The sequence below is a fragment of the Stenotrophomonas sp. DR822 genome (genome assembly GCF_019793815.1).
In the GTDB taxonomy this organism is placed as follows: domain Bacteria; phylum Pseudomonadota; class Gammaproteobacteria; order Xanthomonadales; family Xanthomonadaceae; genus Stenotrophomonas; species Stenotrophomonas indicatrix.
In genome coordinates this window covers 1,367,514-1,389,754 of record NZ_CP081826.1, presented here as the reverse complement: position 1 = coordinate 1,389,754, position 22,241 = coordinate 1,367,514, and the positions used below count along the sequence as shown (strand labels likewise).

23 protein-coding genes are annotated in these 22,241 nt (G+C 67.1%); 5 read left to right on the top strand and 18 right to left on the bottom strand.

Going from position 1 to position 22,241, the window contains the following annotated elements; all coding sequences use genetic code 11:
* Positions 1–44: 44 nt before the first annotated feature.
* Positions 45–938, bottom strand: coding sequence for a LysR family transcriptional regulator ArgP (locus K5K93_RS06415; RefSeq protein WP_208081981.1), 894 nt, complete (start codon positions 936–938; stop codon positions 45–47).
* Positions 939–1,042: 104 nt separating this feature from the next.
* Here K5K93_RS06415 and K5K93_RS06410 point away from each other — a divergent pair, with 104 nt between their 5' ends.
* A complete protein-coding gene (locus K5K93_RS06410; protein ID WP_222390203.1) occupies positions 1,043–1,657 on the top strand; it encodes a LysE/ArgO family amino acid transporter in 615 nt (204 codons plus the stop codon).
* On the opposite strand, the gene map is transcribed toward K5K93_RS06410, so the two are convergent.
* From map to K5K93_RS06335, 15 genes are all read right to left on the bottom strand, one after another.
* Complete coding sequence (gene map / locus K5K93_RS06405; protein ID WP_222390202.1) at positions 1,654–2,436, bottom strand: type I methionyl aminopeptidase; 783 nt, start codon at positions 2,434–2,436, stop codon at positions 1,654–1,656. The genes K5K93_RS06410 and map overlap by 4 nt on opposite strands.
* Positions 2,437–2,446: 10 nt before the next feature.
* Positions 2,447–2,659, bottom strand: coding sequence for a ParD-like family protein (locus K5K93_RS06400; RefSeq protein WP_025873788.1), 213 nt, complete (start codon positions 2,657–2,659; stop codon positions 2,447–2,449).
* A gap of 67 nt (positions 2,660–2,726) precedes the next feature.
* Positions 2,727–3,086 carry a VOC family protein gene (locus K5K93_RS06395; RefSeq protein WP_093817690.1) on the bottom strand — a complete coding sequence of 120 codons (360 nt, stop codon included), beginning with the start codon at positions 3,084–3,086 and terminating at the stop codon, positions 2,727–2,729.
* A 186-nt stretch (positions 3,087–3,272) separates the two neighbouring features.
* Entirely contained in the window at positions 3,273–4,157 is an 885-nt protein-coding gene (locus K5K93_RS06390) for an arginase family protein (protein ID WP_222390201.1), read from the bottom strand.
* Between the two features lie 3 nt (positions 4,158–4,160).
* Positions 4,161–5,225 (bottom strand): GNAT family N-acetyltransferase, encoded by a 1,065-nt coding sequence (locus K5K93_RS06385; RefSeq protein WP_222390200.1) that lies wholly within the window; start codon positions 5,223–5,225, stop codon positions 4,161–4,163.
* A 32-nt stretch (positions 5,226–5,257) separates the two neighbouring features.
* On the bottom strand, positions 5,258–6,658 hold the full coding sequence (locus K5K93_RS06380) for an aminotransferase class III-fold pyridoxal phosphate-dependent enzyme (protein ID WP_222390198.1): 1,401 nt from the start codon (positions 6,656–6,658) through the stop codon (positions 5,258–5,260).
* 48 nt (positions 6,659–6,706) lie between these two features.
* Positions 6,707–7,393: an MtnX-like HAD-IB family phosphatase gene (locus tag K5K93_RS06375; RefSeq protein ID WP_033830674.1), complete on the bottom strand. Its 687-nt coding sequence runs from the start codon at positions 7,391–7,393 to the stop codon at positions 6,707–6,709.
* 162 nt (positions 7,394–7,555) lie between these two features.
* Positions 7,556–8,758, bottom strand: coding sequence for a DegT/DnrJ/EryC1/StrS family aminotransferase (locus K5K93_RS06370; protein WP_222390196.1), 1,203 nt, complete (start codon positions 8,756–8,758; stop codon positions 7,556–7,558).
* The gene (locus K5K93_RS06365) at positions 8,755–9,153 is read right to left on the bottom strand and encodes a DMT family transporter (RefSeq protein WP_025873781.1); all 399 of its coding nucleotides are present in this window, start codon (positions 9,151–9,153) and stop codon (positions 8,755–8,757) included. The genes K5K93_RS06370 and K5K93_RS06365 overlap by 4 nt, the downstream gene beginning before the upstream one ends.
* On the bottom strand, positions 9,150–9,509 hold the full coding sequence (locus tag K5K93_RS06360; protein ID WP_025873780.1) for an EamA family transporter: 360 nt from the start codon (positions 9,507–9,509) through the stop codon (positions 9,150–9,152). The genes K5K93_RS06365 and K5K93_RS06360 overlap by 4 nt, the downstream gene beginning before the upstream one ends.
* Position 9,510: 1 nt before the next feature.
* A complete protein-coding gene (locus K5K93_RS06355; protein WP_025873779.1) occupies positions 9,511–10,347 on the bottom strand; it encodes an alpha/beta fold hydrolase in 837 nt (278 codons plus the stop codon).
* Positions 10,348–10,426: 79 nt separating this feature from the next.
* Entirely contained in the window at positions 10,427–11,806 is a 1,380-nt protein-coding gene (locus K5K93_RS06350; protein ID WP_222390194.1) for a sensor histidine kinase, read from the bottom strand.
* Positions 11,803–12,474 carry a response regulator gene (locus K5K93_RS06345; RefSeq protein WP_025873777.1) on the bottom strand — a complete coding sequence of 224 codons (672 nt, stop codon included), beginning with the start codon at positions 12,472–12,474 and terminating at the stop codon, positions 11,803–11,805. The genes K5K93_RS06350 and K5K93_RS06345 overlap by 4 nt, the downstream gene beginning before the upstream one ends.
* 131 nt (positions 12,475–12,605) lie before the next feature.
* On the bottom strand, positions 12,606–13,730 hold the full coding sequence (locus K5K93_RS06340; protein ID WP_222390191.1) for a metallophosphoesterase: 1,125 nt from the start codon (positions 13,728–13,730) through the stop codon (positions 12,606–12,608).
* A gap of 74 nt (positions 13,731–13,804) precedes the next feature.
* On the bottom strand, positions 13,805–14,254 hold the full coding sequence (locus K5K93_RS06335) for a helix-turn-helix domain-containing protein (protein WP_222390188.1): 450 nt from the start codon (positions 14,252–14,254) through the stop codon (positions 13,805–13,807).
* A gap of 79 nt (positions 14,255–14,333) precedes the next feature.
* Between K5K93_RS06335 and K5K93_RS06330 the strand changes: the two genes are divergently transcribed.
* On the top strand, positions 14,334–15,515 hold the full coding sequence (locus K5K93_RS06330; protein WP_222390186.1) for an MFS transporter: 1,182 nt from the start codon (positions 14,334–14,336) through the stop codon (positions 15,513–15,515).
* 40 nt (positions 15,516–15,555) lie between these two features.
* Here K5K93_RS06330 and K5K93_RS06325 read toward each other — a convergent pair whose 3' ends face one another.
* A complete protein-coding gene (locus K5K93_RS06325; RefSeq protein WP_093817701.1) occupies positions 15,556–16,971 on the bottom strand; it encodes a GGDEF domain-containing protein in 1,416 nt (471 codons plus the stop codon).
* Between the two features lie 287 nt (positions 16,972–17,258).
* On the opposite strand from K5K93_RS06325, the gene K5K93_RS06320 reads away from it, so the two are divergent.
* Positions 17,259–19,505 (top strand): TonB-dependent siderophore receptor, encoded by a 2,247-nt coding sequence (locus K5K93_RS06320; protein WP_222390185.1) that lies wholly within the window; start codon positions 17,259–17,261, stop codon positions 19,503–19,505.
* A 170-nt stretch (positions 19,506–19,675) separates the two neighbouring features.
* Positions 19,676–20,650, top strand: coding sequence for a cation diffusion facilitator family transporter (locus K5K93_RS06315; protein ID WP_093817703.1), 975 nt, complete (start codon positions 19,676–19,678; stop codon positions 20,648–20,650).
* Between the two features lie 27 nt (positions 20,651–20,677).
* Here K5K93_RS06315 and nfi read toward each other — a convergent pair whose 3' ends face one another.
* Positions 20,678–21,358, bottom strand: coding sequence for a deoxyribonuclease V (gene nfi, locus K5K93_RS06310; RefSeq protein ID WP_222390183.1), 681 nt, complete (start codon positions 21,356–21,358; stop codon positions 20,678–20,680).
* A gap of 94 nt (positions 21,359–21,452) precedes the next feature.
* On the opposite strand from nfi, the gene gpmA reads away from it, so the two are divergent.
* The gene (gpmA, locus tag K5K93_RS06305; RefSeq protein WP_004150217.1) at positions 21,453–22,202 is read left to right on the top strand and encodes a 2,3-diphosphoglycerate-dependent phosphoglycerate mutase; all 750 of its coding nucleotides are present in this window, start codon (positions 21,453–21,455) and stop codon (positions 22,200–22,202) included.
* Positions 22,203–22,241 lie beyond the last annotated feature (39 nt).

Here is a 22,241-nt window from a genome sequence, read left to right as displayed (position 1 = left end):
CGCGCGTGAAGCCGGGGTCTGCGGTGGTCTGGATCATGCTCTTTTCAACGTAGGGTATTGCCCGCGGCGGTACGCAGCGCGTGGGTGATGTGCTGCAAGGTGCTCGAACGCACGGCGGCATGCTGCCAGAACAAGGGTACGTCGAGCCAGCGACGCGGTTCCAGCACCACTATCTGCCCGGCCTCTGCCGCTGGCGTGACCAGGGCCTCCGGCGCCAGGCACCAGCCCAGCCCACGCGCGGCAGCATCGACGAAGCCGGTGGAGGAGGGCAGGTAGTGTACGGGCGGCTGGATTCGCGCGCGGGTGAGCCTGCGCAGGAAACGCCATTGCAGTTCATCCTTGCGGTTGAACACGATCATCGGCGCCGAGGCCAATGCTTCGGCCTGCATGCCCGCGCTGAAGTGGCGGCGCGCAAATGCCGGTGAGGCGATGGCGCGGTAGCGCATCGCGCCCAGCGGATGCACGTTGCAACCCTTCAGCGGTCTGCGTTCGGCGGTGACCGCGCCAAGCACGCTGCCGGTGCGCAGCAGTTCCAGGGTGTGGTCCTGGTCGTCCATGCGCAGGTCGAACAGGTAGCCGTGGCGCTGGTGCAGCTCGGCGATGGCGGCGACGAACCAGGTGTCCAGCGAATCGTCGTTGACCGCCAGCGGAATCGGCGTGCGGGTGGCATCGCTGCCGCGTTCCGGCAGCAGTTCGGCAAGCGCTTCGGCCTGCAGTGCCTGCATCGGCCGCACCCGCCGCAGCAGCACTTCGCCGGCAGCGGTAGGCCGGCACGGCGCCTGGCGCACCACCAGCACCTGGCCCAGCCGGTCTTCAAGCGCCTTGATCCGTTGCGACAACGCCGAGGGGCTGATCGACAGGCGGCGTGCGGCGGCCTCGAAGCTGCCTTCTTCGAGCACGGCGGTGAAGGCGCTCAACTGCGGATGTACCAGGTCCACGCGGTGCCTCTTCAGTTTTTCTGCACAGGATAAAGAAAAACCAGCTGGCCTTAACGGATCCGTTGGTCGCACCCTGCGCCTCTTTTCAAGGTGGAGAGCGTCGGATGTGGATTGCTGCGGCCCTGGCCGGTCTGTTTGCAGGTGCTGGCCTGATCATCGCCATCGGCGCGCAGAACGCCTTCGTGCTGCGGCAGGGGCTGCAGCGCCGCTACGTGGGCATGGTGGTACTGGCCTGCATGGGCGCGGACACCGCGCTGATCCTGGCCGGCGTTGGCGGCATGGGGGCGCTGGTGCTGCAGTGGCCGTTGCTGTTGCAGGTGCTGCGCTTCGGCGGGGCCGCCTTCCTGCTGTGCTGTGGGCTGCAGGCCGGGCTGCGCGCGTGGCGCGGTGGCAGCGCGCTGGCCGCGGCCGATGCCAGTGGTGGCAGCCGGCGGCAGGTACTGCTGGCCTGCCTGGCGTTCACCCTGCTCAACCCGCACGTGTACCTGGATACGATGGTGCTGCTGGGCAGCCTGTCCACGCGCTACCCGGGTGACCTGCGCTGGGCGTTCGCAGCGGGCGCCTGCGTGGCCAGCGCGCTCTGGTTCTGCGGGCTGGGGTTCGGCGCACGGTTGCTGCAGCCGGTGTTCCGCAACGCGGCCGCATGGCGGTTGCTGGATGCAGGCGTGGCGGCCTTCATGCTGTGCCTTGCGCTGCTGTTGCTGCTGCGCCCGCTCTAGGCCGCATCCACCGCGCACAACGGGGTTTCACCAGGGCGCAGGGTCAGCACGCGCACGCCGCTGCCGGTCACGGCCACGGTGTGCTCGAACTGCGCCGACAGCTTGCCGTCGCGGGTGTACACCGGCCATTCGTCCGGCTGCTGGCGGATGGCAGGCTTGCCCTGGTTGAGCATCGGCTCGATGGTGAACACCATGCCTTCCTGCAGCTCCATGCCGGTGCCGGCATGGCCGTAATGCAGGATCTGCGGCTCCTCGTGCATCTCCTGGCCGATACCGTGGCCGCAGTACTCCTTGACCACGCTGTAGCCGTGGCTGCGGGCGTGGCGGGCGATGGCGTGGCCGATATCGCCCAGGCGCGCGCCGGGCCGCACAGCGGCGATGCCTTTCCACATGGCCTGGTAGGTCACCTGCACCAGCTTGCGCGCGGCGTAGTCGGCATCACCCACAACATACGTGGTGCTGGAATCGGCGATGTAGCCGTTCTTCTCCAGGGTGATGTCGAGGTTGACGATCTGGCCCATGCGCAGCACGTCATCGGCCGACGGCATGCCGTGGCAGATGACGTTGTCGATCGAGGCGTTGAGCACGTACGGGAACCCGTACTGCCCCTTGCTGGCAGGCCGTGCCTGCAGCTCGTCGACGATCATCCGCTCGACGATGTCGTTGATCTCCAGCGTGCTGCGGCCCTGCAGGGGCAGGGCGTCGAGCATGGCGAAGACCTGCGCCAGCAGTCGTCCGGACTCGGCGAGGCGGTCGATCTCGTCGGGGCGCTTGATCATGGCCATCGGCTCAGGCCCGGCCGGGGGCAAGCAGCTGCGGCTGCACACCGGCGGCGCGCAGTTCACTGGCGACGACGTCCTGGAAGCTCAGGGTCGGGTTCATCTCGCACAGCATGCCGACCCGGATCCAGAACGTGGCCTGGGCGTTGATCGAGCGGTTGGAGACGGTGCAGGCACGACGCAGCTGGTCGTGCAGGGTGTCATCGATGTTGACGATGCCCATGGACGTTCTCGATTGGGAATATATGAAGCGTATACGAAGCGTATATTCCCGCTCAAGCGCGTGGCATTCAGCCAGCGTCGGTGGCGAAGCGCAGGCGGTTGCCATCCGGGTCGACGATCAGCATCTCGCGGCTTCCCCAGTCGGTATCGTGTGGCGGCTGCTCGATGGGTACTCCCGCAGCGCTGAACGCGCGGTGCAGGCCATCGACGTCGGTGACGATGAAATACACCGCACCGCCCACCTCGCAATCGCCGCTGTGTTCGGTCAGGAAGATCGTCTGGCCTTCGCGGGTGAGCTGGGCGAACAGCGGGAAGCCGGGTTCGAAGCGGTGCTCCCAGTCGACGATGAAGCCCAGGCCCTGCACGTAGAAAGGCAGGCTGGTATCGGCATGGCGCATGCGCAGCTGCGGGATGACGGTCTGGGGCATGGCGAGGGCTCCTGGGGCAGACGTCCAGTGTAGTGCCGGCCGCTGGCCGGCATCCTCGTGAGCCCGGGAACAATGAGGTTGCCGGCCAGCGGCCGGCACTACCGACTCTGCCTGGGTCTGGCAGGTGCCAACCTTGGTTGGCAGATCGTGGTGCAGCTGCCGGCCAGGGGCCGGCACTACCCCCGCTCAGCAGGCCGTCGGAACGGCGGCCATCGCCGCCAGCAGTTCGCGGTTCACCTGCTGGTGCTGCTGCTGCCATGCCGGAAGATCATCGGCGCTGATGTCGGGCTGCCCATCCAGCGATGACAACCAGCGCTTGAAACGGCTCTGGTAGTTGGCAAGTGACACCTCTCCGGTGATGTCGCTGCCCACCAGTCCACCGGTGCGCAGGGCCTCGATCACCATCAGTGCGTGTTCAAGCTGGAAGCGGCCCTGGTCCCAGTTGCTGCGCGCGACATCTTCAGCGAACACGTCCTTGTCGATCGACAGGTAGGTCGGTTGAGGGGCCTGCGCCTGTTCGGCGGCGAACGCGGCGACCAGGGCCTCGGGATGGTCGAAGCGGCGGAAGGCAGCTGCCATGCCCACGCGACTGGCCCAGCCCACATCCACATCCATGCACCAGTAGGTCAGCCGCCGCCCCAGCAGCGGCCGCCAGTGGTTCTCCCACGCATGGCCCAGGCCGATATCGGCGGAGGTGATGCCCAGCACATGTACATGCGATACCTGTGGCAATGCGGCGGCAGCATTGACCCACGAACCGCAGTGCATGCCGAAGGGAAAGCGCATGTTGTCCGGATGGTTGTCCAGCACCACCAGCTGGAACGGGGCACGCGTGTGCAGGTGCTGCAGCAGCGGCAGGCTGAGATGGTGGAAGTCGCCGCTGCCGAGCATGACCGTGCCGAGCTGTGCCGGCAGCGGCCGAAGAACTTCAGTGGCGAAGCGTGACAGCGTGGCGTTGCGGCAGGCAAAGCGCAGCGGGTCATGCCAGTGCTGCAGCGCAAGCGTGCGTGCCTGCGGCAATGGCAGGACGCCTCCGTCGAGGTCGAAGATCAGCGGCGGACGCAGTTGCATCCGTCAGCCGCCTCCATCCGGCTCAGCCTGCAGGTGCGGGGCCAGCCTGCGCAGGACGGCGCGCAGCAGCGGCGAACGCGCATGCACCGCGTGTACGGTGGAGGTGAAGCGGGCACCCAGTTCGGCCTTGATGCGTGAATCGGTCCAGCCGGCAACGTAGTGGCTGAGGCCGTGCTGCAACGCGTATTCCAGGTTGTGCATCCAGCTGACCGAGTACAGGTTGTGGTCGCGCGACTGCGGGTAGGACAGGCCGATGTACTTGTCCACCAGCTTGCCGGCGTGCACGTAGCACAGGTTCCAGCCGATCAGCTCGCCGTTGTGGCGGTAAAGGAACAAACGTCCCTGACCCTGCGTGTCTGCCAGCAGGTGCTGGAAGAAGGGAAGGTCGAGCCGGTCGAAATGCACGGCGCTCTGTGCATACACCTGCAGGTACAGCGCAAGCAGTTCGGCCTGCAGCCGCGGTTCGGCAAGGGCCGGGTCACCGGTGGCGATGCAGTCGATCTGCAGGTTGCTGCGTGAGCGCAGCTTGCGCCGGATGTTCTTGCGACGCGCTGCGGACAGGCGTGCCAGATAGGCGTCGATGCAATCGAAATCGATCGCCACCCATGCCAGCGGCATGCCTTCCAGCGGGATGAAACCGCGTGCTTCCAGCGCCTGCAGGAAGGCGTGGCTGTGTGCGTTGGCGGCATCGTCCAGCAAGGGCGAATCGATCGCCAGATCCTTGACCACCAGCAGCCGGCTGTCACCGACGCCATGGCGCAGCACGTCGTCGGCCAGTGCTGCCGCAGAAACATGCCCCGGCAGCGGTGTGTACTCGGTGCTGGTGGCACCGATGAACCGCGTCTGCCAGGTCAGCCACGGCCGCCACAGGCGCGACAGCGGCAGCCCCAGCAGGCGCGAGCGCAGTGCATCGTCCAGGGTTGTGGTCAGATCCAATGGCGCACGGAAACTGGGCAGGCCGCTGGGCAGGCGGCTGGCATCGAACCCCAGGGGCGGGTGGGCCAGGAAGCCCTCCAGCAGCGCGGCCGGTTCCAGCGCGGTGCTGGATACACGCGGGATCATGTCCATGCGGGGCACGGGAACCGGCAGCGCATTCCCGCTCAGCCCTTGGCCTTGGTCAGCAGCTGGTCCAGCAGGGTGATCGCCAGGTCGATCTCTTCGTAGCTGATGTTCAACGAGGGCGCGAAGGTGATCACGTTCTTGTACCAGCCACCCACATCGAGCACGAGGCCCATGCGCTTGCCGTCGTGCAGCAGGTCGCCGGCCAGGCCGATGTCGACCATGCGATCCAGCAGTTCACGGTTCGGGGTGAAGCCATCGGCGGCGCAGATTTCCGCGCGCAGTGCCAGGCCGAGGCCGTCGACATCGCCGATTTCGGGATGGCGCTTCTGCAGGCCGCGCAGGCCGTCGAGGAAGTAGGCGCCCTTCTCCGGCACGGTGCGCTCGTAGTCCATCTCCTTGCCCAGCTTCAGTACTTCCAGGCCCAGGCGCGTGCCCAGCGGATTGGAGTTGAAGGTGGAGTGGGTGGAGCCCGGCGGGAACACGGTCGGGTTGATCAGCTCTTCGCGCGCCCACAGGCCCGACAACGGGTTGAGGCCGTTGGTCAGCGCCTTGCCGAACACCAGCACGTCGGGGGTGACGCCGAAGTGCTCGATGGACCACAGCTTGCCGGTGCGCCAGAAGCCCATCTGGATCTCGTCGACGACCATCAGGATGCCGTACTTGTCCAGCACGCGCTTGAGGCCCTTGAAGAAATTGCGCGGCGGAATGACGTAGCCGCCGGTGCCCTGGATCGGCTCGACGTAGAACGCGGCGTACTCGGCCTGGCCGACCTTGGGATCCCACACGCCGTTGTACTCGCTTTCGAACAGGCGCTCGAACTGGTGCACGCAGTGGTCGGAGTACTCGTCCGGGGTCATGCCCTTCGGGCGACGGAACGGATACGGGAACGGGATGAACATCGCGCGTTCGCCGAAATGGCCGTAGCGGCGGCGGTAGCGGTAGCTGGAGGTGATCGACGAGGCGCCGAGGGTGCGGCCGTGGTAGCCGCCTTCGAAGGCGAACATCAGGCTCTTGCCGTTGCGCGCGTTGCGGACGATCTTCAGCGAATCCTCCACCGCCTGCGCACCACCGACGTTGAAATGCACCCGGCCATCGAGGCCGAACTTCTCGTGCATGTCCACCGCGATGGTCTTGGCCAGCTGCACGCGCGTGGGGTGCAGATACTGGCTGGCGACCTGCGGCAGGGTGTCGATCTGGTCCTTCAGCGCATTGTTCAGGCGCTGGTTGGCGTAACCGAAGTTGCACGCCGAGTACCACATCTGCAGATCGAGGTACGGGGTGCCGGCGGCATCGAACATGTAGCTGCCTTCGCAGCGCTGGAAGATCTTCGGCGGATCAACGTAGTGCACGGTGTCGCCGAAGGAGCTGTAGCGGGCTTCGTCTGCCAGCAGCTGCGCATCGGTGATGGCGGCATCGGCGTTCTTGTCAAAAATATTCATCGGTTCGGTTCCGGAGAGGGCATTCAAAGGAAGCAACGGGCGCAGCGATCAGGCGGTGGCGAGCAGCCGCGGAAGCGAGGGCTGAAGCAGGCTGCCGTCGAGCAGGCGCGGCAGCAGCGCAGTAGCGTCGTGGAAGGTGTCGATGGCGGCGTGGGGAATGCCGGCGTCGGTGCAATGGGCAATCAGGCGGCGCTTGGCGAATACGAAATCGGCGTGTTCGGACACGCAGAAATCCGAGGCGCCATCGCCGATCATCAGCACGCGGGGAGCTTCGTCTGCACGCGCCTGCGCCGCGCAGGTGCACTTGCAGGTGCCGCTGCGGCAGCCTTCGGCTTGGTACGGAGATTCAAGCTGCCAATGGTCGTTACACCAGCGCAGGTGGTTGGCCACCACAGGCAGCGGCGGCAGGCCGTGGTTGGCGAGGATGCGATGGATTGCGTAGTCCAGGCCGTCGCTGACGATGCGCAGTGGCAGGCCCAACGCCTGCGCGCGTTTGACGAAAGCGGCGAAGCCCGGATCGATCCGTACCTGGTCCAGGTGTGCATCGAGGGTGGCCGGATCCAGCTTCAGCAGGCGGACCTGGCCCTGCATGCATTCACGCGAACCGATCTCGCCTGAGCGCCACTGGTCTTCCAGCTGCTGCCAACCGGGCTGGCCGAAGTTTTCCAGCAGTGAATCGATGACGTCCTCGAGGCTGATGGTGCCATCGAAGTCACACAGGATGCTCCATTGCATGGGCAGCTCCGTCGATGAAGAGAGGCCTTGGCACGATGCCGGCGACGGGGCCAATGTAGGCAGGCCGTCTTTCTCGTTCCTTTCCACCTGAAAGCCCGAACGGAGGCACTCGGGAAACGTTCAGACAGTGAGCGCGAAGCAGGCTTTGCTCGCCTTCAGCCTCTACTGGCCAGCCAGTACCTTCACGATCTCGCAGCTGTCTTCGTGGGTCAGCCAGGGGCTGTTGCCCACGGTCAGGGAGCGGGCGGCGAAGTCGCGGGCATTGGGTACGTCCGCGTCCGCGACGACGCCACGCAGATAGGCGTAGTCCGGCAGGGCGTGGATGAACATGCGGCTGACACCCAGGCCGCGCTGCCACAGCGATGAAAGCGCTTTGTCACGCGCACGTTCGCTGGGCAGCAGCAGCATCAGCATCGGCCAGGTGCCAAGGGTGCCAGGCATCCCGTCCACCACTTCAACGGCAGGCAGCGATTCCAGCTGCACGCGCAGCTGCAGTGCGCGCTGGCGGGCGGCCTGCAGGAAGGCGGGCAGGCGCTGTGCAGCGTGTGCCCCGACGTTCTGCCGCCAGCGGCTGACGCGATGCTGCGGGATTGCCAACGAAAACACATCACCCACCGCAGCTTCCAGATCGCCGCGACGCAGGGCACGCCGCAGCGGATTTCCATACACCAGCGACAGCAGGGAAGGGCGGTAGCAGGCCGCCAGGCCCAGCAGCTGCAGGCTGCGGGTCAGCTCCCAGCGCGGGTTGAAGGGCGTGTGTCCTGCGGCCTGCTCGATCAATGCCGCACGCAGTTCTTCATCACGTGTCAGCAGCAGGCCGCCCTCATGCAGGCTCAGGCCCTTGCCGGCGGCCAGGCTGAAGAAGCCGATATCGCCGCGCAGGCCGACGCTGTTACCGGCCACGCGTGCCCCCAGTGCCTGTGCAGCGTCCTCGATCACCCACGCACCGACGCGGTGCGCAATGGCACATGCGCGATCAACATCGGCGATGCGCCCACCCAGATGCGTGGGCACGATCGCCAGCGTGCGCGCATCGGCTGCGGCGTGCAGCGCCACCGGGTCGAAATCGAAATGGTCGCGGCGGGTATCGCACAGGTGTATGCGCAGGCCGAGGCTGTGCACGGCAATCGGTACCAGCGGACAGGTGTAGGCCGGCAGGATCACCGTATCGCGCTGCGGCGCGCGCCTGCGTAGGGTGCGCAGGGCAATCAGCAGGGCATGGGTGCCCGAGCAGGTCAGCTGCAGCGGCGGCGTGCCCAGCTGCCCGGCGAGAATCGTGCACAGGTCGCCGCCGCCGGGAAGGAAATCGCTGGCCTGCAGGGGCAGGCCAGCGGTGGGAGGCAACTCGCGCGACAGCAGGCTCACGGGGCCGCTTCGGTAACAGCATGCGGATCATCCGCCTCGGCACGGCCCAGGCAGATGATGCCGGCCACGATCAGCACCGCACCGATCAGGTGATGCAGCGTCAACGGTTCGTGCAGCAGCCACGCCGACAGCAGCAGCACGCTGATCACTTCCAGGTGCGAGGCCGCGAACGCAGGGCCGATCGGCGCGTGCCGCAGCAGGCTCATCCAGGTGAAGAACGCGCCGACGTAACCGAGCATCGCGCCGTACACCCAAGGCTGTGACAGCACGCGCAGCAGCCATGCGCTGTTGGCCTCGACCGGCAGCGCGGCGTCGCCGGCATACTTGAAGCACAGCTGGGCCAGGGTGTCGAAGGCCATCAGCAGCGGGAAGCCGACCAGGTACAGCCGCCTCATGTTCCGGCTCCGACCACGGCAACGCCGGCGCTGACCAGCAGCATGCCGGTCACCCGCAACGGCGTCAGCCGCTCGCGGAACAGGATGCGGCCGGCCACCATCAGCGCGACGATGTTGATCGAGCCGAGCAGCACGCCCTGCGACAACGGCACCAGCGACAGGAAGGCGATCCAGGCGACGAATTCAAGCACGTAGCAGGCGATGCCCAGCCACAGCCAGGGACGGCCGAACATGTGTTTCCAGCGCTGCAGGCCTTCGCCATCCTGCGGGTCGCTGGCGGCAGCCTTGAAGGCCAACTGGCCGCCGGTATCGAGCACCACGTTGACCAACCACAGCAGGGTCGCAAGCGATCCCATCTCAGGCGACCGCCTGCAGCACGCCCGCACGTTCGCCGATGTCGCTGAAGAAGCGCGCGCTGCGGCGGATCACCTCGCGCCGTTCGCGATCGATGGTGATCATGTGGTAACTGTCTTCCAGCACCACCAGTTCGGTCGGTCCGCTGACGCGCGAGATCACCAGCTCGGCATTGCCCATGCTGGCCACGTCGTCCTCGCGGGCATGCATCACCAGGCAGGGTGCCGTGACCTGATGCAGGTGACGGCGCGTCCAGGTGCTCAGCGCACGCATTTCGGCCAAGGCATGCCACGGGTTGCCTGGCAGGCCGGCAGCGGCACTGTCACCAGAGAGCATGGCGGCGCTGACCTGCGCACGCAGGCGCTCGTCGCGCAGGCCGTACGGCGGCTCTTCCATGAACATGCGGTCGCGGCCGATGCCCAGGCGCTTGAACCACGGCAGCAGGAACGAGAAGCGTGCGACCGCCGGAATGTTCCAGCCGTCGTAGCGGAAGGTGGCGCCGTACACCCCTACGCCGGAGACCCAGTCCGGCCGCCGCGCGGCCAGCGCCAGCGCCAGTACCGCCCCCATCGACAGGCCGCCGACGAACAGCTGGTCGACCTTGCCACGCAGGTCCGCCGCCGCATCTTCAACGCCCTGGTACCACTGTTCCCAGCGGGTCTGCAGCAGGTCTTCGACGCTGCCGCAGTGACCCGGCAGCTGCACGCCATGCACGCTGAAGCCCGCGTTGTTCAGCCCTTTACCCAGCATGCGCATTTCGGCGGGCGTGCCGGTCAGGCCATGGATCAGCAGGACACCCTGCGGGCCACCGGGAAGAAAGAACTCATGGGATGCAGGCACCAGTCGGCTCCAGCGCGGCAGTCGGGAAGGTCAGCATCGCAAGCGCGATTTTCGGCAACCTTTCAACGGTCCGTCTGGATCAAGGGCCCTTCAGCAACGGTATGGTGATGGACACCTTCAGGCCACCGCCGGGACGGTTGAGGTAGCCCAGGCGTCCGCCCAGGTGCTCGACGGCCTCATGGGCGATGGCCAGGCCCAGGCCGGTGCCGCTGGCGGCAGTGCCGGGCGCACGGAAGAAGCGCTCCCCCAGCCGCGACATCACGTCCTCGGGCACGCCCGGGCCATTGTCTTCGACGTACAGCTCGACATCGTTGTCGTCCAGGGCCTGCACGCCGACGGTGACGGTCGCATCCGCGCCGGCGTAGCGCAGGGCGTTGTCGATCAGATTGTCCAGCGCCTCGTGCAGCAGTGCGCCGTTGCCCAGTATCCGCACCGGCTGCTGCGGACCCAGGTAGCCCAGGTCGATGCCATCGCGGATCGCTTCGGGCACGCGCATGCCCACCCATTGCGGCACCAGCTCGGATACATCCAGCGCCTCCACCGTCTCCGGCACGGTCTGTGCCCGGCTCAACGCCAGCAGCTGGGTGCTGACGCGTGCAGTGCGCTGGTTGAGCCGGCGGATGTTCTGCAGCGCTTCGCGCACGGTCTCTGGATCGCCGTGCGCCAGTGCCTGGTCCACGTGCAGTGCCATGCCCGCCAGCGGCGAGCGCAACTGGTGGGCGGCGTCGGCAATGAAGCGGTTCTGCAGCGTGATCATTTCCGCCTGCCGCGCGAACAGGCCATCGATGGTGCTGATCAGGGGCTGGATTTCCTCGGGCACGTCGGCATCGGAAATCGGTGCCAGCTCGCCGCGGCGCTGGGCCAGGCGCGAGGTCAGCGGGGTCAGGATACGCAGGCCGTGGGTGACGCCGAACCAGACCAGCGCGGCCATTCCCAGCGCCAGCATGGCCATCAGCGGAATGACGATCATCAGGATTTCGCGTGCGCGCTGGCGGCGGTCGGCCATGCTTTCGGCCACGGTCACCGCCAGCTGGTCCTGTGGATCGTTCATCGCCTGCGTGCAGACCGTCGACATGCGCACCTGCTGGCCGTTCAATTCACCCTCGTACAGCGCCGGGTGGATGCCGCTGCAGTCCTGCGAGGGCGCATAGGCGCTGAAATCCGCATTGCCGGCGATGGTGCCCAGGCGGCTGCTGTCGACGTTGAAGTAGCGATGACCGTCGGGGTCGTACTCGATCAGAAAACGTGCCTGCGGAGACAGGTCGCTGCTGACCGGCATCGTGCTGAGCATCTGTGCGAACGATACGGTGTCGTCGGTCAGGTTGCGGTCGTGGATGCGGTTGGAGTAGTCCAGCGCGATGTAGTAGGCCAGCAGCGTGTTGAAGGTCAGCAGGCCCAGCATCGGCAGCGCCAGGAAGGCGAGCAGGCGCCGGCGCAGGCTGGGCGGTCCGCTGATCACGCGCTGGCGTCTTCCAGCATGTAGCCCAGCCCGCGCACCGTGCGGATGCCCATGCCGCCCGGTTGCAGCTTGCGGCGCAGACGGTGCAGGGCGATGTCCAGGCCGTTGTCGGTCAGGTCCTGGCCCCAGTCGCACAGGGCCTCCACCAGCTGCGCGCGCGAGACGATGCGCTCGGCGCGCACCGCCAGGGCGGACAGCAGGCCGAATTCGCGCGCAGTCAGTTCCAGTGTCTGCTCGTCTATCCATACGCGGTGGCCGGTCAGGTCCAGGCGCAGCCGGCCGATGCGCAGGTCGGGGTTGCCGTTGCTGGTGACTCGGCGCAGCTGTGCACGCACGCGTGCTTCGAATTCGTCCAGCGCGAAGGGCTTGACCAGATAGTCGTCGGCTCCCAGGTCGAGCACGCGCACGCGCTCGGCCAGGCCATCGCGTGCGGTGACCACCAGTACGGCCAAGCCATCGCCGCGCTGGCGCAGCCGCTGCAGCACGTCGCGGCCATCCAGCTGGGGCAGGCCCAGGTCCAGCACCAGCAGCGCGTACTGGGTGGAGTTCAGGGCCGCATCGGCATGCGCGCCATTGTCCACGTGGTCGACCACGTGGCCCTGTCGGCGCATCGAGGCGCACAGGCCAGAGGCGATGTCCGGGTCGTCTTCTGCGATGAGTACACGCATGCGCGGGGCTCCTGGGGGCGGATGGGCCGCCCGCTGGACAGGGCGGGCCTCTCGGCTGCCGAGGGTAGCGGCAAACGGGGTGGAGGTGGCAGGCGTGGGGGCCCCCGGCACACCCGGCGCTGGCCCTTCGTTCAGTCCTGCAGGCCGGGCTCGCCCTTGGCCAGCGGCACCCGCGTTCCGTCCAGCAGGCCACGGCTGAGCTTGCCGTCCTCGATGAACAGCAGTTCGCCGTTCTCGCCATTCTTGATGCTGCTGTCGATGGCAATCACGCGGCCGTCGTGGAAGCTGCTGACGTGTGGCATCGAGGTGTGGCCGACCACGATGCGCTTGAGCTGGAGACGGTCGAGCACCGCCTGTACGCCCTGGCTGTCCAGGCGCCCGTCAAAGTAGCCGCGGTACCAGATCGGGCTGGTCTTGCCGTCGTACAACGGTGCGGTGGCGGGGTCTGCCTTCACCTCGGCCTTGGGAATGCCCAGCGAGGCCTGGTAGGCGGCATTGGTGTGGGCCGGGTGCAATGCCATCTGCACCGCTTCGGGCGAGATGCCGCCGTGCAGGAACAGGGTATCGCCGATCTGCAGCAGCACCGGCCGCGTGCGCAGCCACTGGCCGATCACCGAGTCGGCAGCATACAGCTGCGGGTAGCTGCGACCGAGCAGCTGCGCGCTGCGCAGGTACTTCGGATTGACGTAACGCAGGTCGTCGTACAGCACCATGGTCTCGTGGTTGCCGAGCACGAAATGCACCGCGCCACCGGCGGCGGCCGCCTGCTGCTGCAGGCCATACAGCAGCCAGAACGCTTCGGTCACCTGCGGGCCGCGATCGAACACGTCGCCGGCGATCACCAGCGTATCCGTGCCCAGTGCCCAGCGGTCCTGCGTGTCGATCACCCGGTTGGCGCGCAACAGGCGGACCAGCAGCTCGTACTGGCCGTGGATGTCGGACACGGCGACGATGCGCGGCACGGCCGGCAGCACCGATGCCGACGGCGCGTTCGGCGGCAGCACATGCACCGCATGCGGGTAGCCGCAGCGCGCGGCAACCTCCGTGCCATCGGTGCCGGCCTGCACGCTATGGGTTTCCACCTGGTCCTGGCAGATCCACTGCGCTTTCAGCTGCGCGCCCTCACGGAACAGGTAAGGGCCGTCGCTGTCCACGTGCTCTGCAGGTGCTGCCACGTCGCGGGCAGAGGCCAGTGGTGCGGCCAGCAGCAGGACCAGTGGCAGCAGGATCGACAGGGTTCGGGCGTGGTTCGGCATCGGCGGCATCCAGCGGCAGGAGACGAGCGATGCTAACCGCCCACGGACGCCACCGGTGTGCGCGAACGGGCGGATCAGGCCCGGCCGCCTTCCCCCTTGAGCTTGCGCACGCGGGTATCGGCGGCGCGCACGGGCTGGCCGTCACGGCCATGGGGTTGCATGTAGGGCAGTGTCCGGCGGCTGCTGGATTCGATCAGTTGCGAGTGCGCTTCGCCAGCAGCGAAGCAATGCCGTTCTCCCCATTGGCGCAGGGCCACCAGCAGCGGAAACAGGTCCTGGCCGGCCGCGGTCAGCACATAGTCGTGGTAGGCGCTGCCATCGGCGGCGGGCTGCTGCACCAGCAGCCCCGCCTCGACCAGGCGCCGCAGGCGGTCGCTGAGGATGTTGCGCGCCGCGCCCAGGCTGCGCTGGAAATCGCCAAAGCGACTGACGCCATCGAAGGCATCGCGGATGACCAGCAACGCCCAGCGGTCGCCGAGCAGATCGGCGCTGCGGGCCACGGGGCAGGGGCTGTTGGCGTGCATGGCGGACTCCCTCGATTGTAGTTGCAGTTTAAAACCAGTGGCGCTACCGTGCATCTGGTTTCAAAATGCAACCACACTGATGATGCCTTCGCTGTCCCGCCCCGTGTTGGGCCTGCTCGCCATTGCTGCCGGTGCCAGCGTGGCCAATGTCTATTTCGCGCAGCCGCTGCTGGAGCGCCTGGCCCACGATTTCGCCCTGGATGCCGCCGTGGCCGGTGCAGTGCTGGCTGCCACCCAGGCCGGCAGCGTGCTGGCCCTGCTCGGGCTGCTGCCGTTGGCCGACCGTGGCGATCGCCGTCGGTTGCTGCGGATGCAACTGCTGGCATTGGTGGTGGCGCTGCTATGGCTGGCCGCCGCCCGCAGTACCGCGTGGTTGCTGTCGGGCATGCTGCTGGCGGGTCTGCTGGGTACCGCGCTCACCCAGGGTCTGATCGCCTACGCCGCCAACCTCGCTGCACCGGAGCACCGCGGGCGGGTGGTCGGCATGGTCCAGGGCGGCGTGTTCATCGGCCTCCTATCGGCGCGCGTGGTCTCAGGTGCGGTAGCCGCCGTAGCGGGATGGCGCGCGGTGTACCTGCTGTCGGCATTGCTGATGGCGGCGCTGGCACTGCTGCTGTGGCAGCGCCTGCCGCACGTGCCGGTGCCCGCAATGCCGCCGTCGTGGCGCAACCTGCTGCGTTCGATGGCCGATATGCTGCGGCAGGATCGCGCGCTGCGCGAACGCGGGCCGCTGGCATTGTTCCTGTTTGCCGGTCTCAACGTGTTCTGGGCCGCAGTGCCACTGCCGTTGTCGGCGCCGCCGTTGAACTGGTCGACCGCTGCCATCGGCGCGCTGGGCCTGGCCGGCATCATCGGCGCACTACTGGCAGCGCGGGTCGGGCATTGGATGGATCGTGGCCTTGCCCTCCGGGTGAGCCTGGGGGCACTGCTGCTGATGCTGGTCGCCTGGGTGCCGTTGCTGGGCCTGCCGCATTCGCTGGCCCTGTTGCTGCTGGGCGTAGTGGTGCTGGATCTGGGCGGGCAGGCGTTGCATGTGTCCAACCAGGCCCTGCTGCTGCGTGCACCGGCCGAACAGCATGGACGCCTGGTGGCGCTGTACATGCTGTTCTATGCCGTGGGCAGCGGTGTGGGGGCTGCGGCAGGCACCTGGACGCAGGCGCGCTATGGGTGGCCGGCGGTGTGCGCGCTGGGCGCGGGCATCGCGCTGGTCGCACTGACGTGGTGGGCGACGTGGCGCATACCGCGCAAGGACGCTGCGTAGCGTCGAGACCGTCCGACGCCACGTCACGCGCGCTGCAGGCTCAACGTTGCAGCGCGCGTCGTCCCGGAGCTTCCGGCAGTGCGTCGTCGGCCACCACCACCCGGTTGCGGCCCTGTCGCTTGGCGGCATACATCGCTGCGTCGGCACGCGCCATCAGCCGCTCGTAATCGGGATGACCATCGTGTCCGGCCACGCCGATGCTCGCGGTCAGGCCCAGCGTCTGTCCGTTGGGCAGGGTGATCGGCGACTGCGCGATCTGCCGGCGCAGGCTTTCGGCAATCACCTCCGCCTGCGACTCGCTTGCCGCCACCAGCACCACCACGAACTCCTCGCCGCCGTAGCGGAACAGGTAGTCGCTGCCACGGGTCTGCTGGCCGAGCAGGGCGGCAACGTGCTGCAGCGCGCGGTCGCCGGCGTCATGACCGTGGCCATCGTTGATCGCCTTGAAATGGTCCAGGTCCAGCAGCAACAACGAGAACGGCGTGTGGTTGCGCGTGGACAACTCGATCTCCCGGCGCAGCACGGTCGGCAGGAAGCGCCGGTTGAGCAGGTTGGTCAACGCATCGCTGCCCGCATCCAGTTCACCGATGCGTTCGAACAACAGGGTCATCAGGTTGCGGATGGTGGCCAGGTCTTCGCGGATCATCGGCAGGGCGGTCAGCCGCCGTGCCGGATCTTCATCGGTGGCGCGCTGCAGGCGGCTGTCGATGCGTGCCATCAGCTGGCCCACCTGCTGCGTCTCGCTGCTTTCGCCGAAGCTGGGAATGCCCTTGTGGGTGAACCACAGGCCGAACTCGGAGCTTGCCAGACTGGCGTTGTCGGTCCCGGTCGCATGGCCGGCGAGGGTGTACAGCAGGCTGTTTTCCCAATCCAGCAGCAGGGCGCGCTGGCGCTCGCGCTCGGTGCTGACGTTCTGCACCAGCGAGAACAGCCGGTACGCCGCATCGGTGCGCGAAGAGCGCTCACGGGCGTGCGTATAGGCCAGCGTCATGCCTTCCATGGCGATGTCCATGATCGCGCTGAGGCAATCGATGGCGGCGAAGGCGGTGTCGTTGTCAGCGGCATCGGCGCGCAGGCGGATGAACAGCTCGTGCTTGAGTACGCGCGCACCCCGGGCCACCAGGTCCACCGGAATACCGACCCGTGCGTGCACATCGCCGATCACCCGTTGTGCGGCGACGGTAGCGGCAATGCCATCCGCATCGGTGGTCAGCAGCTGGGCCAACCAACGCTGCATCGCTGGTTGCAGGCGCTGCTTGACCTGTTCGTGGGACAGGAAGCGGCGCGCACGCGTGTCCTGCAGCAGCACTTCGTAGAAGCGCTGCGCCAGCGTCGGCGGTGCATCGGCGGCCACGGCATGCAGCAGCGCGGCGGCGGCGGGGCCGGCCAGCAGCAGACACTGCTGCCAGGCCTGAGCCAGCGGTTGGCTGGCTTCGTCCAGTTGGGGTGTATCCACGTCGATCTCTAACGGCGCACAACAGACCACGGTATCGGCCGCAGCTGTCGACGGTTGATGGCAGGGAAGCCGGCCAGTTTAAGCGCCATGCAGGCCGAAAAACGCGGATGAAGCACACGCCGGCCGATGCCGCAATGCGTTGACGCATTTGAGAATCAATCGCATTTATGAAAAAATGACGGCAGGAACCGACCTGCAGGCATCCCGCAGTGATCGTTCCGCCTCCCCCGTCGCCGCCTCGTGCCCTATGCCAGAGGCTTCCGTTGCCCTGCCAGAAGGTTCAGAACATGCCTGCAAACACTCTCTCACCGCGCCCGCTGGCGCTTGCCGTCGCTGCACTGCTGGCCACCGCTGCCGTCACCGCCCATGCGGAAACCGATGCCACCGATATCGACACCGTGCATGTCACTGCCTCGCAGATCGCGCGGCAGGCGCTGGGCACTTCCACCATCACCGCCGAGGACATCGCCAAGCGGCCGCCGGTCAACGACATCGCCGAACTGCTGCGGACGATGCCCGGCGTCAATCTGACCGGCAACAGTGCATCGGGCCAGTACGGCAACAACCGGCAGATCGATCTGCGCGGCATGGGGCCGGAAAACACCCTGATCCTGATCGACGGCAAGCGCGTGGGTGCACGCGACGCGGTGCGCATGGGCCGCAGTGGCGAGCGCAACACGCGCGGCGATACCAACTGGGTGCCGGCGGAAATGATCGAACGCATCGAAGTGCTGCGCGGCCCGGCAGCGGCACGCTATGGCTCGGGTGCCTCCGGTGGCGTGGTCAACATCATCACCAAGCGCCCGACCGGCGACCTGACCGGTGCGGTTGACCTGTACGGCCTGGTGCCCGAACACAGTGCCGAGGGCGGCAGCGAGCGCCTCGGCCTGCAGCTGAGCGGGCCGATGACCGACACGCTGTCGTTCCGGTTGTACGGCAACCTCAACAAGACCGATGCCGATTCGCTGGATCTCAACCGCGACTTCGCCACCGGTGCCAATGCGGTACCGCCGGCGGGCCGCGAAGGCGTCAAGAACCGCGACGTCAACGCGCTGCTGCGTTGGGACGTGACCGCCAACCAGGTGGTCGAGTTCGAGGCCGGCACCAGCCGCCAGGGCAACATCTATGCCGGCGATCGTGCGGTCAGTACCACTGGTACCTCCACCGGTGTCGACCTGGCCGCGCTGGCCGAGCAGCAGGCCGAGACCAACCGCATGTATCGCACCACCGGCGCGATCACCCATCGCGGACGCTGGGGCGATGTCAGCTCGCGGCTGACGGCAGCGGTGGAAGGGGTCAACAATTCGCGCATCAACGAAGGCCTGGCCGGCGGCCCGGAAGGCAGCTTCAATGGCGCCGACTGGTCGACCTCGCGCCTGCGCAACTACCAGCTGGACGGCGAGGTCAGCTTCCCGACCACTCTCGGCGGTGCCGAGAACGTGTGGACGCTGGGCTTCGAGTACCTCGACAGCCGGCTGACCGATCCCTATTCGATGAGCCAGTCCAGCAGCAGCGGTGGCGGCATTCCGGGCCTTTCGGCCGATCGTGCACGCGGCAAGTCCGATGCGCAGACCACCGCCGTCTACGTGGAAGACAACATCTATCTCGGTGAACGCTGGATCGTGACCCCGGGCCTGCGTTTCGACCATCACAGCCAGTTCGGCAACAACACCAGTCCGAGCCTCAACGCGCAGTTCCGGCTCAACAGTGACTGGGTGGTCAAGGGCGGCATCGCACGCGCCTTCAAGGCGCCGAACCTGTACCAGTCCAACCCGGACTATCTGTATTACACCCGTGGCAACGGCTGCCCGAACGCGTTGCCGAGCCTGGGCGCCGGTTGCTACATGCAGGGCAATGCGGATCTCAGGGCAGAGACCAGCCTTAACAAGGAACTGGGCGTGGAGTGGGCACCGCAGAGCGGCTGGCAGGCCTCGTTGACCTATTTCCACAATGACTACAAGGACAAGATCCAGGCCGGTTACACCCAGATCGGGCTGACGGCCGACCGCAAGGGCCGCATCTTCCGCTGGGAGAATGCACCCAAGGCCATCGTGCAGGGGCTCGAGGGCAACCTGGTGATCCCGCTGCTGGGCGAGCAGGGCGACCGCCTGAAGTGGAGCAACAACTTCACCTACATGGTGGAGAACGAAAACAAGAGCACCGGCCAGCCGCTGTCGGTGATTCCCAAGTACACCGTCAACACCATGCTGGACTGGCAGGCCACCGAGCAGCTGTCGCTGCTGCTGACCGGCACCTTCTACGGCAAGCAGGAACCGGCCACGGCCAACATCAACAACGATCCGCGCTGCACCGCCAACTGCGATGCGTCCACCGTGCTGCAGACCCGCGGCGCGTACAACGTCTGGGGCGTGAGCGCGCGCTACAAGGTGACCGACATGGTCAGCGTGGGCTTCGGCGTCAACAACCTGGCCGACAAGCGCCTGTTCCGCGAGGCCAACAGCAGTGACGCCGGTGCGGCGACCTACAACGAGCCCGGCCGCGCGTACTGGGCCAGCCTGCGTTTCGGCTTCTGACCGCGCGCGGCTGCTGTTCGGCTACACCCGCCAGGCATGGCCTGGCGCTACCCGGTAGCGCCGGGCCATGCCCGGCGAAGGTATCGGTGGCCTGCAATGTTATAAACACCGTGATAGTTTCCCGACACCCGCCGGCGTAGCCTGACTCCCATCGCTAAGGAGCTGTTGCCATGGGTCACGACCACGATCACCTGCCATCCGAGATCCGCCACGAGAAACCCCTGTGGTGGGCGCTCGGCCTGACCTCCACCTTCCTCGTCGTGGAGGTGGTCGGTGCGTTCTGGACCAACAGTCTGGCACTGCTGTCCGATGCCGCGCACATGGCTACCGACACCCTGGCGCTGATGATCGCGCTGGTGGCCGTGCGGCTGAGCCGGCGCCCGCCGGATGCGCGCCGCACCTACGGTTATGCCCGTCTTGAAGCACTGGGCGCGATGATCAACGGCGCAATGCTGTTCGTGGTTGCCGGCTACATCCTGTGGGAAGCCATCGGTCGTTTCCGCCAGCCGCAGGAGATCGCCTCCACCGGCATGCTGGTGATTGCAGCGGTCGGCCTGGTGATCAACATGATCTCCATGCGCCTGCTGCAGGCCGGCAGCGGTGAAAGCCTCAACGTGAAGGGCGCCTACCTGGAAGTGTGGGCCGACATGCTCGGCTCGGTGGCGGTGATCACCGGCGCACTGCTGATCCAATGGACCGGCTGGAGGCCGATCGACCCGATCCTGGCCGTGCTGATCGGATTGTGGGTACTGCCGCGCACGTATGTGCTGATGCGCGAAGCCATCAACGTGCTGCTGGAAGGCGTGCCCAAAGGCATGGACGTGGCCAGGGTCCGCGACCGCCTGTCCGACCACGACGCAGTGCTGGACGTGCATGACCTGCACGTATGGGCGCTGGCGTCCAGCACGCCGGCACTGACCGCGCACATCGTGATGCGCGAAGGCGACGACGCCGACCGCCTGCGGCGCGAGCTCGGTGATCGCCTGCACGATGATTTCGGTATCGAACACGTGACCCTGCAGATCGAAGCCGACCACTGCGGCGAAGCCTGTGGCCAGCCGTCGGCGGGCAAGGACGACGATCACGCCGGGCACGATCATGCCGCTGCCGATGCGCAGGGCCATCGCGGTCACGTGCATCGCTGAAGCGGGTGTGGCGGCCGGTGCCCGGCGCTACCTCTGTTCGTCGCGCCGCGAGGCCAGCCGATCCGCCAGCCGGGTCGGCTCGGGCAGGCGATAGCCGCGCAGCGTGCGCTGCACCCAGGCCAGCGCGGTATCGGCACTGACCCGATGCCCGCCGGCGACGAACAGCGGCTTGCAGCGCAGCTTGCTGCGCAGTACCCAGCCGAGCTGCTCGCCGCCGTCCAGCAACGGCGTGTGCGCGCCGGCCTCAGGGTCGGGCTCGATGAAGCGGCCCACCAGCTTCGATTTGGCCACGCCGATGCTCGGCACGTCGGTCACCACGCCCAGGTGTGCGGCAATGCCCAGCCGGCGCGGATGGCTGATGCCATGGCCATCGACGAACACCAGGTCCGGTGCGCGCGGCAGCAACGCCAACGCAGCCAGCAGCGCCGGCAGTTCGCGGAAGCTGAGCAGGCCCGGTATATAGGGCATCACGGTGGGGATGCGGGCGATCTTCTGCGCCACCGGCTGCAGGGTGTCCGCGTCGAGCAACACGGCCGCAGCGCGGGTGATTGCGCCGTCTTCCTCGAAGCCGACATCCAGCCCGGCCAGCCAGCGCACGGTAGCGGGCAGCCGGTCCTGCCGCTGCACGCGGGTCGCCAGCTGCTTCTGCTGTTCGCGGGCGGCGCTGACGCTGCCTTCCCAGCGCCCGGGGTCGATCAGTGCATTCATCGGCCACAGGATGACATCCACACCGCCACGGCGCGGTGAGCGGGCGCCGGGGCTACAATGGCCGCCTGCCTTTCCTCGCGTTGGAGACCCTGCAGTGACCCGTAAACTCGTACTGTTGCGCCATGGCCAGAGCCAGTGGAACCTGGACAACCGCTTCACCGGCTGGGTCGATGTCGACCTGACCGAGCAGGGGCGCCGGGAAGCGGCTGCCGCTGGCCGCCTGATGCGCGAGGAAGGCCTGCAGTTCGACGTCGCCCACACCTCCGTGCTCAAGCGCGCCATCCACACCCTGCAGGGTGCGTTGGCCGAGCTGGAGCAGGACTGGCTGCCGGTGAACAAGTCCTGGCGCCTCAACGAGCGCCACTACGGCGGCCTGCAGGGCCTGGACAAGGCCGAGACCGCCGCCAAGCACGGCGAAGACCAGGTCAAGGTGTGGCGCCGTTCGTACGACATCCCGCCGCCGGCGATGGACCTGGAAGATCCGGGCCACCCGATCCACGACCGCCGCTATGCCGGGCTGGATCGCAACGCGCTGCCGGGCACCGAATCGCTGGCCACGACGCTCGACCGCGTGCTGCCGTACTGGCACGACGCCATCGCGCCGCAGTTGAAGGATGGCAAGACCGTGCTGGTCACCGCCCACGGCAACTCGCTGCGCGCGCTGTACAAGTACCTCAACAACGTCTCGCGCGAGGAAATCCTCGAGCTGAACATCCCGACCGGCATTCCGCTGCTGTTCGAGTTGAACGATGACCTCACCGTGAAGTCGTTCCGTTACCTGGGTGATCCGGAAGCGGCACGCAAGGCCGCCGAAGCCGTGGCCAACCAGGGCAAGGCCAAGTAAGAACGAAGGGCCGGCGCAAGCCGGCCTTTCTAAGACTTG

Coding starts and splice junctions, on each gene's coding strand:
- K5K93_RS06410 (WP_222390203.1), top strand. CDS start 1,043: ATGTGGATTGCTGCGGCCCTGGCCGGTCTGTTTGCAGGTGCTGGCCTG.
- map (WP_222390202.1), bottom strand. CDS start 2,436: ATGATCAAGCGCCCCGACGAGATCGACCGCCTCGCCGAGTCCGGACGA.
- K5K93_RS06400 (WP_025873788.1), bottom strand. CDS start 2,659: ATGGGCATCGTCAACATCGATGACACCCTGCACGACCAGCTGCGTCGT.
- K5K93_RS06395 (WP_093817690.1), bottom strand. CDS start 3,086: ATGCCCCAGACCGTCATCCCGCAGCTGCGCATGCGCCATGCCGATACC.
- K5K93_RS06390 (WP_222390201.1), bottom strand. CDS start 4,157: ATGCAACTGCGTCCGCCGCTGATCTTCGACCTCGACGGAGGCGTCCTG.
- K5K93_RS06385 (WP_222390200.1), bottom strand. CDS start 5,225: ATGGACATGATCCCGCGTGTATCCAGCACCGCGCTGGAACCGGCCGCG.
- K5K93_RS06380 (WP_222390198.1), bottom strand. CDS start 6,658: ATGAATATTTTTGACAAGAACGCCGATGCCGCCATCACCGATGCGCAG.
- K5K93_RS06375 (WP_033830674.1), bottom strand. CDS start 7,393: ATGCAATGGAGCATCCTGTGTGACTTCGATGGCACCATCAGCCTCGAG.
- K5K93_RS06365 (WP_025873781.1), bottom strand. CDS start 9,153: ATGAGGCGGCTGTACCTGGTCGGCTTCCCGCTGCTGATGGCCTTCGAC.
- K5K93_RS06360 (WP_025873780.1), bottom strand. CDS start 9,509: ATGGGATCGCTTGCGACCCTGCTGTGGTTGGTCAACGTGGTGCTCGAT.
- K5K93_RS06345 (WP_025873777.1), bottom strand. CDS start 12,474: ATGCGTGTACTCATCGCAGAAGACGACCCGGACATCGCCTCTGGCCTG.
- K5K93_RS06340 (WP_222390191.1), bottom strand. CDS start 13,730: ATGCCGAACCACGCCCGAACCCTGTCGATCCTGCTGCCACTGGTCCTG.
- K5K93_RS06335 (WP_222390188.1), bottom strand. CDS start 14,254: ATGCACGCCAACAGCCCCTGCCCCGTGGCCCGCAGCGCCGATCTGCTC.
- K5K93_RS06330 (WP_222390186.1), top strand. CDS start 14,334: ATGATGCCTTCGCTGTCCCGCCCCGTGTTGGGCCTGCTCGCCATTGCT.
- K5K93_RS06320 (WP_222390185.1), top strand. CDS start 17,259: ATGCCTGCAAACACTCTCTCACCGCGCCCGCTGGCGCTTGCCGTCGCT.
- K5K93_RS06315 (WP_093817703.1), top strand. CDS start 19,676: ATGGGTCACGACCACGATCACCTGCCATCCGAGATCCGCCACGAGAAA.
- nfi (WP_222390183.1), bottom strand. CDS start 21,358: ATGAATGCACTGATCGACCCCGGGCGCTGGGAAGGCAGCGTCAGCGCC.